This is a genomic window from Bacillus sp. M6-12 (assembly GCF_002860285.1).
GTDB lineage: Bacteria > Bacillota > Bacilli > Bacillales > DSM-1321 > Peribacillus.
In genome coordinates this window covers 22,016-38,164 of record NZ_PGVF01000002.1, presented here as the reverse complement: position 1 = coordinate 38,164, position 16,149 = coordinate 22,016, and the positions used below count along the sequence as shown (strand labels likewise).

The following is a 16,149-nucleotide window of genomic DNA, read 5'->3' as shown; positions in this document are numbered from 1 at the left end:
GTTGATGTCTAGCTGCAGCGCCCAGCCCCTCGAGTGTTGTAACCAAGTGCCGTTACAACCTTGGTCATAAGCCAATCACTTCGGAAGGCAAAAAGCGCCTTCTGTCAGCGCTTGTCTTATGCTTGTCAGGGCTAACCAGGGCGCTTGCGCTTTTCTATGATGTCCGGCTCCAGCGCCCAGCCCTTCGAGGTCATAAGCCAATCACTTCGGAAGGCAAAAAGCGCCTTCCTTCCTCTTACAGGGCGCTTACGCTTTTCTTGAATATTACATTTGTAAATTTAGTTGCCCGTGATATTCTAGTAAGGGTATAAAAAAATATTAAGAACGGTTTATTTGCATGAAAGGTGGATTTTTATGTCTAAGAAAATAAATGAAACATTTTTAAAAGCTGCAAGAGGGGAAAAGACGGATTATGTGCCCGTTTGGTATATGCGCCAGGCAGGCCGCTCACAGCCTGAATACAGAGCGATCAAAGAAAAGTATTCGCTGTTTGAAATTACCCATCAGCCTGAGCTATGCGCTTATGTTACAAGGCTGCCGGTTGAACAATATGGAGTGGATGCAGCTATTCTTTATAAAGACATTATGACTCCGCTGCCTGCAATCGGTGTTGATGTTGAAATTAAGTCCGGAATTGGCCCTGTTATCTCAAATCCAATCACTTCCCTGAGCGACGTTGAAAAGCTTGGTGAAATTTCTCCTGAAGACGATGTTCCCTACGTGCTGGAAACTATTAAGCTGCTGACTACTGAACAATTAAGTGTTCCGCTGATCGGATTTGCAGGCGCGCCATTTACACTTGCGTCGTATATGATCGAAGGAGGCCCTTCAAGAAATTACAATAAAACGAAAGCTTTCATGTATTCTGAACCAAAGGCATGGTTCGCATTGATGGACAAGCTCAGCGAAACAACCATTACATATGTGAAATCCCAAATCAAAGCTGGTGCAAAAGCCATCCAAATCTTCGACTCCTGGGTTGGTGCATTGAATGTTGAGGATTACCGTACGTTTATCAAGCCAGTCATGACCCGGATTTTCTCCGCATTGCGGGAAGAAAACGTTCCATTGATCATGTTTGGCGTTGGTGCAAGCCACTTGGCGAAAGAATGGCATGACCTTCCACTTGATGTAGTTGGATTGGACTGGAGGCTGCCAATCAGGGAAGCAAGGGCAATGGGCATTACAAAAACCGTTCAAGGCAATCTAGATCCTGCGATCCTGTTATCTCCTTGGAATGTTATTGAAGAGAGGGCCAAAGCAATCCTGGATCAAGGCATAGAAACCCCAGGTTACATCTTCAATCTTGGACATGGAGTGTTCCCGCAGGTTAAACCCGAAACGCTTAAACGCTTGACAGATTTTATTCATGAATATTCTAAAAGCCAGCTTAAGTAAGCATGCCCATAAGCAGAATTATTGATAAAAGCAGCCGGAATATACAAAATAAATGGGTAGACGAATTGAAATGGGGTATCAGCTATAATGGCTAAAAAGAAGATGGGGATCCTCGTAATGGCATATGGAACTCCTTATAAAGAAGAAGATATCGAACGTTACTATACACATATCAGACATGGACGGACACCTTCTCCTGAAATGCTTGAAGATCTTAAGAATCGTTATGAAGCTATTGGTGGTATATCACCGCTTGCAAAAATTACACAAGAGCAGGCAAACGCACTTGAAAAACATCTTAATGAAATTCAGGATGAGATTGAATTTAAGTCATACCTGGGTCTTAAGCATATAGAGCCATTTGTGGAAGATGCAGTGGATGAAATGAAGCGTGATGGCATAACGGAAGCTGTCAGCCTCGTGCTTGCACCGCACTTTTCTACCTTCAGCGTAAAGTCATATAATGGTCGGGCTCAGGCACAGATTGAAAAAACTGGCGGAATGTCACTTACATCTGTTGAAAGCTGGTATGACGAGCCAAAATTCATCAGCTACTGGGTTCACCGTGTAAAGGAAGTTTTTGCAAAAATGACGGATGAAGAACGCAGTCAGGCTGTTCTTATTGTTTCAGCCCACAGTTTGCCGGAAAAAATACTGCAATTAGGCGATCCATATCCGGACCAGCTTCAGGAAACGGCCCTGATGATTGCAGAAGGTGCAGGGATAACCGAGTATGCGGTAGGCTGGCAAAGCGCAGGCAATACTCCGGAACCTTGGCTTGGCCCTGATGTCCAGGACCTGACAAGAGACCTCTACCGGGAAAAAGGCTATAAAGCGTTTGTATACGTTCCGGCTGGGTTTGTCGCGGATCATTTGGAAGTACTTTATGATAATGACTACGAATGCAAAGTTGTTACTAACGAAATCGGAGCTGCTTACTACCGTCCGGAAATGCCGAATACAAATCCTGAATTCATCGACGCACTGGCTGAGGTTATTTTAAAGAAACTGTCATAACATCGGATGATAACGATAAGAAGAAGGCGATGAAACCGTCAAACAGAAGATTGTGATTATCGGGGGAGGCATAACCGGTCTGACAGCAGCCTACTATCTGCAACAGCGGATAAAGAAGAGAATCTTCCATTTGAAACCGTATTGATTGAGGCATCTGCCCGTTTAGACGGGAAAATTCAAACGGCAATACTATCAGGCAGAGCGAAAGTATAGAAGTCTGGTCCTTGGTATGAAAAAAACAGCAACAAAAAAGAAGCCGGATCCTTCCGTTAACAAGTCATCTAAAGGTGCATTTCTAATCTTTACATCAGGCCCTGAATCTCTTGTGGATGCAATAGAATCAAAGCTTGACCCACGTTCTGGAAGGAAGTAAGGGTTGAGGATGTCCTCAAGGAAGGTTCTCAGTACAGAATCAGCTTAAATACGGATGAGATTAGGTATGCATCTGTAATATTGCCAACAGTGCCTCATCATGCAGCACAATCGATGTTTTCACGCTATGCCTTTTTTGAGCCTTTAAAAGAAATGCCATCGACAAGCGTTGCAACTGTGGCGCTTGCCTTTGATCAATCAGTAATTAAAAAGGATATAAACGGACAGGGTTTGTTGTATCCCGAAAACAGTGATTATTCAATTACAGCCTGTACTTGGACCCCTAAAAAATGGCCACACTCAACCCTGACGGAAAAGTGCTGTTGCGCTGCTACTTCGGTCGGGCAGGAGACGAGGCAGTTGTTGAATTATCAGATGAAGCAATAATAAAAATCGTAATGAATGATTTAAATAAAACGATGGATATTGCCGAGCATCCGGATTTTTCTATTGTTACCCGCTGGAAGAACTCCATTCCGCAATTTACGGTAGGTCATAAACATAGGATTGAAACAATAAAATCTGCAGTCGAGGAACAGCGTCCGGGGGTTTTCCCGGCAGGAAGTTTATATGAGGGCCTCGGAGTGCCGGATTGCATCGATCAAGGCGAAGCAGCAGTTGAAAAGGTGCTGCATACTTAAGCTCAAGTAAGATACAAACAGAAACTGTCCATTAACGGGCGGTTTTTTTGTTTTTATTATCCATCCGCTTCCTTTGGGCAAGAAAATAATGCAGTAAAAAAATTCCTTATTTTGTAACGAATATGGAAAAAGTAAGGTTTTGTTATAGAACAGAATTTACAATTTATTCTGAATTGTATTATAATGAATTTTGTACAAGAACAAATTCATAAGGAGGGCAGAAGTAAAAAAAATGAATGGGGGATTATGATGGGGAATAATCAAAATTCACTGGCGCAAAAACGCCAGGAAACAGTATCAGGGGACTATTCACGTGTTGTGGCATCTGCTTCATTTAAGGAACTTATGCGCCAGAAACGCAATTTTATCTTACCTATGTCAATCTTCTTTATGGTTTTCTATTTTACCTTGCCAGTCCTGACTTCTTATACTTCTGTGCTGAATAATCCCGCAATAGGAGCAATTTCCTGGGCATGGATTTTTGCTGGAGCGCAATTTATCATGACTTGGGCCCTTTGCATGCTTTATTCACGAAGAGCGGCCAAGTTTGATGAACTCGTAGAAAAAATAAGCGCTGAAGCAGGTAAATAAAGGGGGACACTGGAATGAATGGATTGGCATTTTCATTATTTTTAATCATTGTTGCATTAACATTGGTAATAACATATATGGCATCAAAAAAGACAAAAACATCGAGCGACTTTTATACCGCTGATGGAAGCTTGACTGGCTGGCAGAATGGGTTGGCCATTGCAGGAGACTATATGTCCGCAGCGTCGTTTTTAGGGATCGCTGGAATGGTAGCGCTTTCAGGTTTCGATGGCTTCTTCTACAGTATTGGTTTCCTTGTTGCTTACTTGGTAGTGCTTTATGTGGTTGCCGAACCGCTTAGGAACCTTGGCAAATATACAATGGCTGACATGATTGCCGCGCGCTTTGATGAGAAGAAGGTAAGAGGAGTAGCGGCGATGAATACAATCGCTATTTCTATTTTCTACATGATTGCGCAATTGGTCGGCGCTGGGGCACTTATAAAGCTTTTACTTGGCATAGATTATGTTTATTCCGTACTTATCGTTGGTATTCTTATGACTGTGTATGTTGTATTTGGCGGCATGATGGCTACTTCATGGGTCCAAATTGTTAAAGCCCTGTTACTAATGGGCGGGACATTTATCATCTCCATCATTGTGTTTGCAAAATTTGATTTTAGCGTAGCTGAAATGTTCAGACAAATGCAAACAGCAACTCCACTAGGTGAAAACTTCTTAAATCCGGGTAATAAATTTAAAAACCCGCTGGACACAATTTCGCTGAACCTTGCCCTTGTGCTTGGTACAGCAGGACTTCCGCACATATTAATTCGCTTTTTTACAGTAAAAGATGCGATTACGGCACGCAAATCGGTCGTATACGCAACGTGGATCATTGGTATTTTCTATGTATTTACAATCTTCCTGGGTTTCGGCGCGGCTGCTTTTGTAGGATATGATGAAATCGTTGCAGCAAACGCCGCAGGTAATATGGCTGCTCCACTGCTTGCAAAAGCCCTTGGAGGAGACTTCTTATTTGCCTTTATCTCAGCAGTGGCATTTGCAACAATCCTGGCAGTAGTGGCCGGACTGGTGCTATCTGCAGCATCAGCGTTTGCCCATGATTTTTACAGTCACATCCTCCGTAAGGGGAAAGCTACTGATAAGGAGCAGGTGGTGGCAGCGAGATGGGCTTCTATCGGGGTTTCCGTTTTATCTATTATCCTTGCACTATTCGCTCAAAAGATGAACGTAGCATTCTTAGTTGCCTTGGCATTTGCAGTAGCAGCCAGTGCAAACTTACCGATTATTTTATTGACTATTTTTTGGAAGCGATTTAATACAACTGGGGCAGTAACTGGTATGGTCGTTGGACTTTTCAGTTCTCTTATTCTTGTAGCGTTATCACCAAACGTTTGGTCACCTGAAGCAGGAGTTGCGATATTGGTTGGTGAGCCGCTGTTCTCACTTAGCAATCCAGGAATTGTTTCTATCCCGCTAGGATTTATCGCCGCTGTGGTCGGTACAATGGTATCAAGCAAGAAAGCAGATGCCAAGAAATTTGATGAAATTCTGGTCAAGGCAAACACAGGCATTAAAAGCTTGTAAGAGCTGCGATGAAAATATATATTACCCTCAGCGAGAAAATTGCTGGGGGTTTTATTTTCTTTCCTAATAGATGTATTGCTTTATTCAAAAAAATTCCTTATTCACAGTAGTCTAAAATGAAAGATTGATCCTTTGGATATAATGTCTAATGTGTATTAAGACATTATTAGGAGGGATGTATATGGCAGATCAAAACCGATTAGATAACCCCAATCCTGATTTTGCTGTACAGGAGAAGATGGAGAGCATTTGGCGTGTAACATGTGTATCATGGGAAGACTGTAACGAGAACAATGTGAGGTCCTTTTTATCAAAATGCGATGATGAGAACATTGACCCTTTATTCTGTATGAACTGGATTCAGCAGCATAGAGGGAAAATTCCTAACGCACCACTGATTGTTGATACTGCCCTTCAGTGGGTAAACCAGCATACGTCTACTGGAACTCCAATAACTGATTCAGAACAAAGTCTGCACTAGATTAGGGGGCCGTCACTGGCACCCTTTTTTAGTTACCTGATATCTTGGTTGGCTGCCAAACTCAAACAAAACATTCAGCTAACTTTTTGAATCGCGTGTATATTAACGGTTTTTGTTGTTCCATTGCAAAATGGCAAAGGTTTGTATAAATGGCTAAATTGGAGTTTTTAATACAGCTTATTTTTCTATCTATTCAGAAAAAATACATTATAGTATGATAGAATTACAAGAATTAGTAAAGGATGGAAAATTATGAATCGAAAAGCACGGCAAAGGGTAGCCAAACAATATGGAATCGTAAGCGTTAGAGATATTGCAGTCAGCTTTTTGATGAATATTTGTTTTTTTGGTTTTGTAGCATTTGTCATTTTGGCTTTTATGAAGCAATAGCTTTATATCAAAAATAGAAAGATCTAAATGACGATTGGTCTGATGAAAAATGCGTTACAAAACACCTCCTCTTGCTTGAAAGTCCCCCGGAGCTAAAATAAAAACACACAAAAATGATTTGCAACTTAATAGACAATTTGGTATGATGTCATTGAACTTTCTGACCGATTTATTCAAATGGTCATTTAAGAGGTGAGCGAATGGCTGTCAATCGAAAAAAACTGATACTGGACGCAGCTGCAAAGTCATTTTCCCAATTTGGTTATAAAGCTACAACAATGGAGCAGGTCGCAAAAATAGCCAATGTCGGTAAGGGAACAATTTATACGTTTTTCACAAATAAAGAGGAACTCTTTAGTGAAATAGTCCAAAATTTGATTTTAGAGATGAAACTGGAAGCTGAGGAATCGATTGATGGGACTCTTTCCTTTTACGAGAACGTCCATCGGGCCCTGTATCGCCTTTTAAAATACAGGCTGGAGCACCAGTTTACAATAAAACTTTTACAAGAAGAAAAAGAAATTGGAACACCTGCTGTTTTAGAAATGGTAAGCAGGGTTGAGGCTGAAATTGTAAGCTATATAAAAGAAAAAGTCGAGATTGCAATTGCCAAGGGAGAAATTCAGAAATGTGATCCCGAGCTCACAGCTTTTATTATGCTTAAAATTTATATTGCTTTAATCTTTGATTGGGAGAAAAACCATAAGCCATTAAACAAAAAAGAAATTGCGGAATTATTTCAGCTTTATCTTTTTAAAGGATTGTCGAATTTTTAGGAGATGGTCCTTAATTTTTTGCGATAAAATGACCATTTGAATAAAATGGTCAATTAACCAGGAGGGGTAATTATGAGCAATAAATTGCTGATTAAGGAAATAAAGGCAATCCTAACGAACCGGAAACTGCTCATTCCGATTTTGGCTGTCCTTTTTATTCCTATTTTATATAGCGGGATGCTATTGTGGGCTTTCTGGGATCCATATGAACAGCTGGACCATTTGCCTGTTGCCATTGTAAATGGGGATCAAGGTGCAGAAATGGAAGGGAAGACTATTGAGCTTGGCAGAGATTTTGTGAAAAAGTTAAAGGAAAGCGATGAATTCGATTTTCACTTTGTTAAAAAAGAGGAAGGGTATAAAAAGCTGAAAGATCAGGAGTACTATCTTTTAGTTGAAATTCCTGAATCATTTTCAAAGAACGCAACTACCCTTTTGAAAGAACACCCGGAAAAACTTAAATTAAAATATGTGCCAAATGAGAGTTATAACTTTTTATCAGCTCAAATCGGCGAAACAGCAATAGCTAGGATTAAGGCTTCATTATCTGAGAAGGTAACCGAAACGTATGCTGAAACTATGTTTGATAATATTTCGGATATGACCGATGGGTTTGCGACTGCAAGTGAAAGTGCAGAGAAATTAAATTCCGGAATCGGGGATGTGAATTCCGGGGCAAAAAAGCTGCAAGAAAAACTTACATTGCTTGCGGAAAAACAACTTGAATTCCGAAGCGGCACTGGCAAGGTTCAAAATGGATCTACTGAGCTGACAAGCGGGACGAAGGAGCTAGCTGAAGGTCTTGGGAAACTATTGGAAGGCCATCAAAAGCTAATGGATGGAGCCAGGAAGGCAGAGTCTGGCACTGGAGAGATTGCTGCTGGGATAACAAAGGTACATCAGGGTTCAGAGGCTGCTAACGCGGCGAGCTCCCAATTAGTCAATGGGACTGACCAGATACAGCAAGGGGCAGAGAAGCTTAGCGAAAATTTAAAGTCATTTAATGAGGGAGCGGCCAATACAGCAGCTGGGGCTTCACAATTGCAGTCCGGAGTGGCAGAACTAAAGACTGGGCTTGAACCATTGCTTGCATCTCTTCCACCTGAAAAGCAAGCAGAGTTAAAAACGGCACTTGGAAAGATAAGCGCAGGAAGCGGTGAAGTTGCTGGGGCGACATCAAAGCTCTCCCTATCAGCAGGGCAGCTTTCAGCAGGAGCTGGACAGCTGGCAGGAAAGCTGGGTGAGTTAAATAATGGCCAATTAAAGCTGCAGCAGGGTTTGGAGAAATTAAGCGAAGCAGGAGCAAAGCTGCAATATGGCAGCCAACAGCTTCAAGCCGGCCAAACAGAACTGACAGCGGGAATTTCACAGTTTAATTCAAAGCTAAGTGAAGCAAAGGAAGGCGCTGGCAAGCTGGCTGGCGGAGCAGAAAATCTTTCAAGTGGATTAACACAACTGGAAGATGGGTCAGCTGCACTTGCAGATGGCACAGGCCAGCTGGCAGAGGGATCATCTAAAATATCCAGTGGAACTTCAAAGCTTGCAGAAGGATCAAAGGAGTTTAAGGAAAAGCTTTCTGCTGCGAAGGATGAAGCTTCGGGAGTGAAAGCAGATGATGAAACCTTTAATATGATGGCATCACCGGTTGCTGTCGAGAAGGATGTAATCAATCATGTGCCTAACTACGGAACCGGCATTGCACCGTACTTCCTGTCATTAGGGTTATTTGTGGGAGCATTATTACTCTCCATTGTTTATCCGCTAAGAGAACCAGCAGCAGCTCCGAAGAATGCACTCAGCTGGTTTTTTGGCAAGTTTGGCGTATTGGCAGGAGCGGGAATTATCCAGGCGCTAATTGCGTCGGCCATTCTATTAGGGATGCTTAGGATAAAAGTGCAAAATGTGCCTTTGTTCATGCTTTTTGCGATTATAACCAGCCTGGTATTTATTACGCTCATACAATTCCTGGTAACGTCATTAGGGGACCCTGGAAGGTTCATTGCGATTATTATCTTAATACTGCAGCTTACCACAAGTGCTGGAACCTTCCCGCTGGAGCTAATTCCAGTTCCATTGCAGGCGTTCAATTCATTTCTTCCAATGACTTATTCCGTTCAGGGCTTTAAGGAAGTCATTTCAAGCGGAAACTTTGCGTTTATGTGGGAAAATGCATATATACTGTTTGGGTTTGCAGCCGTATTTATTGCTGGAACAATTGGTTACTTCAGCTTTAAATATAAAAGAAGCTATTCAGCTTTTTCAGCTGAATAAATTGTGTAATATAACAGATAAACAAACGTTTTGTAACAAAAAGGCTTGGCTGTTGATTTCCGCTACAGGCGCTCACTTTCCGCGGGCGGTTCGGGAGCCTCCTCGGCGCTTTTTACCTTCCGAAGCGATTGGCTTATTCCCAAGGTTGAACGGCACTTCATTACAACACTTGAGGCCTGTGCGTCGGGGCTGGGCGCTGCAGCTAGCATAGCCAAACAAAAAAAGAACCAGTTGCCATTTTGGCAGCTGGTTTTTGCATATAGCAATGGTAGAGGGAGTTATGTTTCGGCAAAGTATTTAACCAGAACATAATATGGAAGCATCTGCTCTCAAGGTGTTAAGCAGATGTTTTACCCGTAAGAGATTAGTTGGAAATATGGTTGCATTTGTCGCACTTGTTGCCATAGCATTCGTGCTGTTCCTCAATTTTTTCGCCGCATTCACTGCATTGCTTGGCCGGTAGGTTTTTAAAGAATTCAATGCTGCTTTGGATCATGATCATCAACCTCCAATTGATATTTTCAGAAAAGTTGAAACAGTTTGTTTTTTTTATGTTACTAGTAGTGTATTATAACAGTTTAAAAATGTCAATCATGTTTTATAACAAATTTCAAAAAGATGAAAAAATGGGCATAATGGTTTATATTGAAAGAAATGCGAGGCTTACGGTTGGAATCTTGACCAAGAAAAGGATTATTAATAGGAGTGATTGGATGAAATTAACGGTAATAGGATGCTGGGGCGGTTATCCGGCAAAGAATGAAGCCAGCTCTGGCTACCTGTTGGAATGCGATAATTTTAAACTGCTGATCGACTGTGGCAGCGGTGTGCTCTCTAGGCTTCAAAACCATTTAAAGCCTGAAGATCTGGATGCTGTTGTTCTGTCTCATTACCACCCTGATCATGTAGCGGACATTGGGGTCCTTCAGCATGCACTGCTTATAGGAAGCTTTCTTGGCAATGAGAAAAAAACCTTGCCTATCTACGGGCACACACTCGATTTTGCGGAGTTTGAAAAATTAACCTATAAAGATATCACCACGGGAATTGAATATACAGAGGACAAGCCTGTTACAATAGGACCTTTTACGTTCACTTTTATGAAAACTATCCATCCTGCTCCATGCTTTGCCATGCGGATAGAATCGGGCGGGAAAACCATCGTTTATACAGGAGATACAGCCTATATGGATGAATTATCCGAATTTGCTTCTGATGCAAATCTTTTGCTTTGCGAAAGCAACTTTTATGGGCATATGGATGGTTCAGGTGCAGGCCATATGACTAGCCGGGATGCCGGACGGGTTGCACACCAGGCAGATGCGATGCTGCTTATGCTGACACACCTGCCCCATTTTGGCGACTTGTCTCAGCTGAAAAAAGAAGCTGCGGAAATATTTAAACGTGAAATAGCTATCGCCAAAAGCGATATGGAATTTCAGTTATAAACTTGGAGGAATTTGATATGCTATTTATCGATAATAGAGGGATCACAGATCCGCGCATCAATCTGGCCATAGAAGAATACGCGTTAAAATACCTGGATATCAATGAAACTTATTTATTGTTTTACATAAATGAACCTTCTATTATCATTGGGAAAAACCAAAATACTATTGAAGAAATAAATACAGAGTACGTTGAGCAAAACGGTATAAAGGTCGTACGGCGGCTTTCCGGGGGAGGAGCGGTTTACCATGACCTCGGGAATCTGAATTTCAGTTTTATTACGAAGGATGATGGAAACAGCTTTCACAACTTCCAAAAATTCACTGAACCTGTTACGGAAGCATTAAAAAAATTGGGAGTGAACGCTGAGCTAAGCGGCAGAAATGACATTCTCGCTGAAGGGAGAAAAATTTCAGGAAATGCTCAGTTTTCTACAAAAGGACGAATGTTCAGCCACGGCACACTTATGCTCAATTCAGAGCTGGATAACGTAGTGTCTGCCCTAAAGGTCAAAAAGGATAAGATTGAATCCAAGGGTATAAAATCGATTAGAAGCAGGGTAGCCAATATTTCCGAGTTTATGAAAGAGCCTATAACAATGGAGGAATTTCGGAAATTGCTTTTGAGGAATATATTTGAAGCCTCTGATGGAATTCCGGAATATGTCCTTACAGACGGGGACTGGGAAAAAATTCACAAGCTTTCAATGGAGCGCTATCAGAATTGGGATTGGAATTATGGAAGGTCTCCAAAATTCAATCTGCAAAACTCCCGCCGTTTCCCGATAGGATCCATCGATATACGGCTCGATGTCTCAAAGGGTGTTATTGAAAACTGTAAGATATATGGAGATTTCTTTGGTGTTGGAGACGTAGAAGAAATCGAGTCAAAGCTGATCGGCAGTAAATATGAGCGGAATGAAATTGAAAAACAGCTTCAGGACATTGATATCAAACATTATTTTGGAAATGTATCAAGAGAGGATTTAATTGACTTAATCTATTAATGAGCTTGTATCAAACATTAATGTAAGTGATCCCGCATCATTTGCCCTTTTGTCATTTAAATACCAAATGCTATTATTGGCAGATGAGGGATGTAGTAAAGCAGAAAGATATCTTCTGCTCTGGAATGAATGCTGTTAAAGCATAGGGTACAAGTCCTGATTCAAACCCTCCGGCTGACAGAGAAACAAAAGCAAAACAGCAGCAAATGGAGAAAAAATTAATAGATTGCCAAGAGAGGACCTTGTTATTTTGGGGTCTTTTTCTTTTATATTGCAGCGCGTACCTAGCAGCATGGCTATCAAATATAAACATTGCAGAATCCGATTTCTTTTAATATAATATATTTTGAATATTTTAAAATAATGAAAAATGAATGATCATTCATTCATAATTTAGTTTTGATGATAAGGGAGACGGAGAAGTATGAATTTATCAGAAAAGCTTCATGAAACATCATTGAAATCTGCAAGTAAACCTGCGTTTTATTTTATGGACCAGGCAACCAGTTATGCTGAACTGGATGCCTCAGTTACAAAATTTGCGGATGCCCTTGGGAAATTAGGTGTAAAGAATGGGGACCATGTAGCACTGCTTTTGGGAAACTCGCCCTATTTTATTGTAGGTTTATATGGTGCACTCCGGTTGGGTGCCACTGTTATACCAATCAACCCGATTTATACGCCAGATGAGATTGGCTATATCCTGAAGAATGGGGATGTAAAAACAGTTATCACACTTGATATACTCGTCCCATTAATTGAGAAAATGAATCAAATGCTTCCTGGGGTAGAACATGTGATTTCATGTGAGACACCTGAGAATAAGGGCGGGCTTGACGTTCAGTCATTGTCTATTTATCCAAAAATGAAATCGTTTACATCTGTTCTTGCCTCAGGCGATCTTACTTTTAAAGGGCCGGAACTGAAGGAAGATGATACCGCTATTATCCTTTATACTTCTGGAACAACTGGTAAACCAAAAGGAGCCATGCTGACTCATAAAAATTTATATTCTAATGCGCAGGATGTGGCTGATTATCTAAAAATAAATGAAAATGACAGAGTGATCACAGCTTTGCCTATGTTCCATGTATTCTGCCTGACAGTTGCATTGAATGCACCGTTAATAAGCGGCGGCACTCTGGTGATTGTTCCAAGATTCAGTCCGAAGGAAGTTTTCCGTCTTGCAGCGAAATATGAGATTACGCTGTTTGCGGGTGTTCCTACCATGTACAATTTCCTCTATCAATATGAGGAAGGGAAAGCAGAGGATCTTAAATCGCTCCGCTTATGTATCTCTGGCGGGGCTTCCATGCCGGTAGCTCTTCTTAAGAGCTTCGAACAAAAGTTTAATGTACTGGTTTCTGAAGGCTATGGATTATCTGAAGCATCACCTGTCACATGTTTTAATCCACTTGACAGGCCGAGAAAACCGGGATCCATCGGGACCTCAATACTTCACGTAGAAAACAGGATTGTCGATGAAATGGGAAAGGAAGTCCCTGCTGGACAGGTGGGCGAATTAGTAGTTAAAGGTCCTAATGTAATGAAGGGATATTATAAGCTTCCTGAGGAAACGGCTGCTGCAATCAAAGACGGATGGCTGTATACAGGTGACTTAGCAAGGATGGACGATGAGGGTTATTTTTACATAGTTGATCGTAAGAAAGATATGATCATTGTCGGCGGCTTCAATGTTTACCCGCGAGAAGTTGAAGAAGTTCTATACTCACATCCGGATGTAGTCGAAGCGGCGGTAATCGGGGTTCCGGATCCGAATCAGGGGGAAGCAGTCCATTGCTTCGTAGTGAAAAAGAATGATTCCTTAACAGAAGCTGAACTAACGTTATTCTGTTCAGAGCACCTGGCAAAGTATAAGCTGCCGAGCCAGATTGATTTTCTGGAAGAGCTGCCAAAGAATACGACCGGTAAAATTTTGCGCAGGTCTTTAAAAAATCAGATACTTCAGAATCATTAACATCAGAATTGCAAAGAGGCCTTCGGTAAACGGAAGGCCTCTTTAGTCTTTCGTGGTCTTATCTGGAATTCCCAATCTAGGTCAACGGTGCTGAAGTGAAAAGGACATACACCAGGACTGCTGTTTTGAATATGGTGTAGGGTAATGAATTTTTCTGGGAGGTACGTTATGCAGCAACAATACTTTAATCCTGAATATCCACAAATGATGGATACCGGCCAAAATTTTATGGAACAATTTGATCAGAGGCAGCAGCCTTACGGGTATTCGTATCCAAGACCTAGGCCAAGACCAAGGCCGAGACCACGCAGGCCTTATTATTACCCATATCCATATTATCCTTACTATCCATATTACCCGTACTACCCTTATTATCCTGGATATGGCTATGGCGGTGGATACGGCGGTGGATACGGCGGAGGTTACGGTTACGGCGGATGGGACGACAACGACTGATAAAGAGCAGCTCTCGCAGATAAAAGGCTGTATAAATATCTTTGATCTGACAGATTTTGATAAAATAAAGCCTTATAAGATGCTCGATATAGCACTTATAAGGCTTTATTTTTTAAAAATTTTAAGCATGTAAGAAAGGTTTTGTTTTTCCATTAACATGGCCTATGGAAGCTGTACGATCTCAACAGAGTGACGTTTATTGAGCTTAATTGCCACAAATAAAAATGAGAAAGCTGCAATGAAGCGGGCTGCAGACACAATAGTCATCGCAGGGTGCATTCCAAGGGCATTTAATAAATAAACGCCGGTTTGAGGAGCGATAAACCCAACAATTGCCAACAGAAATGTGTAGTTAGCGATATAATTCGTCCGCTCTGCATCAGGGGTTGCTTTAAGCAGCTGATTAAAAAGCAGTAGATTGGTCCCGGATACAAATAACCCAATCCATAAGTTTATTAGTGTTAAATATATGAGGTTAACAGAAAGAATGGTCAAAAGCGGTGCAGTTGCCATACCTGCTGCAGCTGCGAATAAGACCATCGTATTTCCCCAGCGGTCTGCAGCATTAGCCCACCATTTGATGCTTATAATCTGTGCCAGCTGGTTTGTTACCGAGAATAAACTGAACCACATCGCCGTGGCATTCGCCTCTTTAATATGGTAGATGCTGAAAATCGACCATCCCATCTGAGCAGCAAAGTTAAATAGCAGGGCGCATACCAGAAAGGCAATATAAGGCTTATAGTTAAACACTTCCAAGGACAGCTTTTTATTGCTCTCCGAGACCTGTTGGTCCTTCTCTGTTTTAGGCCCATCCTCTTTATGTTTAAATAAATACCAAACTTCAAAAATCGCAAATATAAAACCAGCTATAAACAATACTTGATATGGAAAAGCGTCTTTTTTATCGAACAGGTTTAAAAAGAATCCTGATAAAAATGTCACAGCCAGAGCGGCAATGGTGTTGTAGCGGTTTCTGGAACTGAAAAATTCTCCTCTTCGTTCACTTGGTATTAAATCGCCAATCATCGATTGCCATGATAAATTGGAAAGCGATCCCGGAAAATTCAATAGGGCAATTAATATGACAAGAATCCATGCAGCATATGAATGTGCAAGAAACGGAATAAACAAGATAAGCATAAATAAAAATCTCGTGGCCAGGGTAGAAATGACGGTGAAATTCCGCTTGCTGCTCACCCTATTCAACAGGATGGCACCGGGAATCACAGCCAGCATTCCAACGATGGAAGGCAGTGAAGTAATCAGACCCATCTGGTTATTGGTTGCTCCCAGTACACTTATTGCAAACAGAGGGATATATCCATTAACCATATTAGTAGAGGCAGTGGAGGCGATGCCGTTATAGAAACTTAACTTTTCATTTTTTGTAAAACTCAAGTAAAATAGCGCTCCTTTTCTTCTATTAATGCAGCCAATTTCAGCGGCTTAGGAAAAAATTAATCTCCTGCCTAATTAATTGGCCGAAATGAATTGTACAATGGCGGTTCTCCGCAAGCAAGAGGAGTATTTAAAAACAGTCTTTTTAGCATAGCTTCTCAATTGAGAACGTAAGTAAAAAGCCGTTAGAAAAGCGTTTACACTTTTTTTTACAAGGGAAGACTAAATTCTATTTGAAGTTCAGGGGAATATACGGATGCTCAAAAATAATAATAATAACAAGAAAACTATTATGAGTTTTTAACTGCTGACCCATGTATAGAAATAAAATAAGCAGTTAGCTCATGCTTCCACAATAAAGGCGGTGTAGAC

Annotated in this window: 16 protein-coding genes; 14 read left to right on the top strand and 2 right to left on the bottom strand. The window is 41.3% G+C overall.

The genetic code is table 11. From position 1 onward, the window contains the following. Positions 1-354: 354 nt before the first annotated feature. From hemE to CVD28_RS04990, 10 genes are all read left to right on the top strand, one after another. Complete coding sequence (gene hemE, locus CVD28_RS05030; RefSeq protein WP_101591288.1) at positions 355-1,398, top strand: uroporphyrinogen decarboxylase; 1,044 nt, start codon at positions 355-357, stop codon at positions 1,396-1,398. Positions 1,399-1,485: 87 nt separating this feature from the next. Continuing rightward, a complete protein-coding gene (gene hemH / locus CVD28_RS05025) occupies positions 1,486-2,415 on the top strand; it encodes a ferrochelatase (protein WP_101591287.1) in 930 nt (309 codons plus the stop codon). 52 nt (positions 2,416-2,467) lie between these two features. Further along, positions 2,468-2,560 carry an NAD(P)-binding protein gene (locus CVD28_RS29185; RefSeq protein ID WP_374702503.1) on the top strand — a complete coding sequence of 31 codons (93 nt, stop codon included), beginning with the start codon at positions 2,468-2,470 and terminating at the stop codon, positions 2,558-2,560. 517 nt (positions 2,561-3,077) lie between these two features. Next, entirely contained in the window at positions 3,078-3,428 is a 351-nt protein-coding gene (gene hemG, locus CVD28_RS29180; protein WP_374702502.1) for a protoporphyrinogen oxidase, read from the top strand. A gap of 249 nt (positions 3,429-3,677) precedes the next feature. Beyond that, positions 3,678-4,019, top strand: a complete 342-nt coding sequence (locus CVD28_RS05010; RefSeq protein WP_101591286.1) for a DUF485 domain-containing protein — start codon at positions 3,678-3,680, stop codon at positions 4,017-4,019. A gap of 14 nt (positions 4,020-4,033) precedes the next feature. Beyond that, complete coding sequence (locus CVD28_RS05005) at positions 4,034-5,569, top strand: solute symporter family protein (RefSeq protein WP_101591285.1); 1,536 nt, start codon at positions 4,034-4,036, stop codon at positions 5,567-5,569. Between the two features lie 181 nt (positions 5,570-5,750). Beyond that, positions 5,751-6,050, top strand: coding sequence for a hypothetical protein (locus tag CVD28_RS05000; RefSeq protein WP_101591284.1), 300 nt, complete (start codon positions 5,751-5,753; stop codon positions 6,048-6,050). A 252-nt stretch (positions 6,051-6,302) separates the two neighbouring features. Next, positions 6,303-6,440, top strand: coding sequence for a hypothetical protein (locus CVD28_RS27890; RefSeq protein ID WP_180953953.1), 138 nt, complete (start codon positions 6,303-6,305; stop codon positions 6,438-6,440). 200 nt (positions 6,441-6,640) lie between these two features. Then, positions 6,641-7,216 carry a TetR/AcrR family transcriptional regulator gene (locus CVD28_RS04995; RefSeq protein WP_101591283.1) on the top strand — a complete coding sequence of 192 codons (576 nt, stop codon included), beginning with the start codon at positions 6,641-6,643 and terminating at the stop codon, positions 7,214-7,216. Between the two features lie 72 nt (positions 7,217-7,288). Further along, a complete protein-coding gene (locus tag CVD28_RS04990) occupies positions 7,289-9,487 on the top strand; it encodes a YhgE/Pip family protein (protein WP_101591282.1) in 2,199 nt (732 codons plus the stop codon). A 364-nt stretch (positions 9,488-9,851) separates the two neighbouring features. On the opposite strand, the gene yhfH is transcribed toward CVD28_RS04990, so the two are convergent. Then, positions 9,852-9,983, bottom strand: a complete 132-nt coding sequence (gene yhfH / locus CVD28_RS04985; protein WP_101591281.1) for a protein YhfH — start codon at positions 9,981-9,983, stop codon at positions 9,852-9,854. Positions 9,984-10,200: 217 nt separating this feature from the next. Between yhfH and CVD28_RS04980 the strand changes: the two genes are divergently transcribed. The 4 genes from CVD28_RS04980 to CVD28_RS04965 all read left to right on the top strand — a co-directional run bounded on the left by CVD28_RS04980 (position 10,201) and on the right by CVD28_RS04965 (position 14,376). Beyond that, positions 10,201-10,935: an MBL fold metallo-hydrolase gene (locus CVD28_RS04980; protein ID WP_101591290.1), complete on the top strand. Its 735-nt coding sequence runs from the start codon at positions 10,201-10,203 to the stop codon at positions 10,933-10,935. Positions 10,936-10,952: 17 nt separating this feature from the next. Next, complete coding sequence (locus tag CVD28_RS04975) at positions 10,953-11,942, top strand: lipoate--protein ligase (RefSeq protein WP_101591280.1); 990 nt, start codon at positions 10,953-10,955, stop codon at positions 11,940-11,942. 424 nt (positions 11,943-12,366) lie between these two features. Then, positions 12,367-13,920 carry a fatty acid--CoA ligase family protein gene (locus CVD28_RS04970; protein ID WP_101591279.1) on the top strand — a complete coding sequence of 518 codons (1,554 nt, stop codon included), beginning with the start codon at positions 12,367-12,369 and terminating at the stop codon, positions 13,918-13,920. 168 nt (positions 13,921-14,088) lie between these two features. Further along, a complete protein-coding gene (locus CVD28_RS04965; protein WP_180953951.1) occupies positions 14,089-14,376 on the top strand; it encodes a hypothetical protein in 288 nt (95 codons plus the stop codon). A 162-nt stretch (positions 14,377-14,538) separates the two neighbouring features. Here CVD28_RS04965 and CVD28_RS04960 read toward each other — a convergent pair whose 3' ends face one another. Further along, positions 14,539-15,777 carry an MFS transporter gene (locus tag CVD28_RS04960; RefSeq protein WP_101591278.1) on the bottom strand — a complete coding sequence of 413 codons (1,239 nt, stop codon included), beginning with the start codon at positions 15,775-15,777 and terminating at the stop codon, positions 14,539-14,541. Between the last annotated feature and the right edge of the window lie 372 nt (positions 15,778-16,149).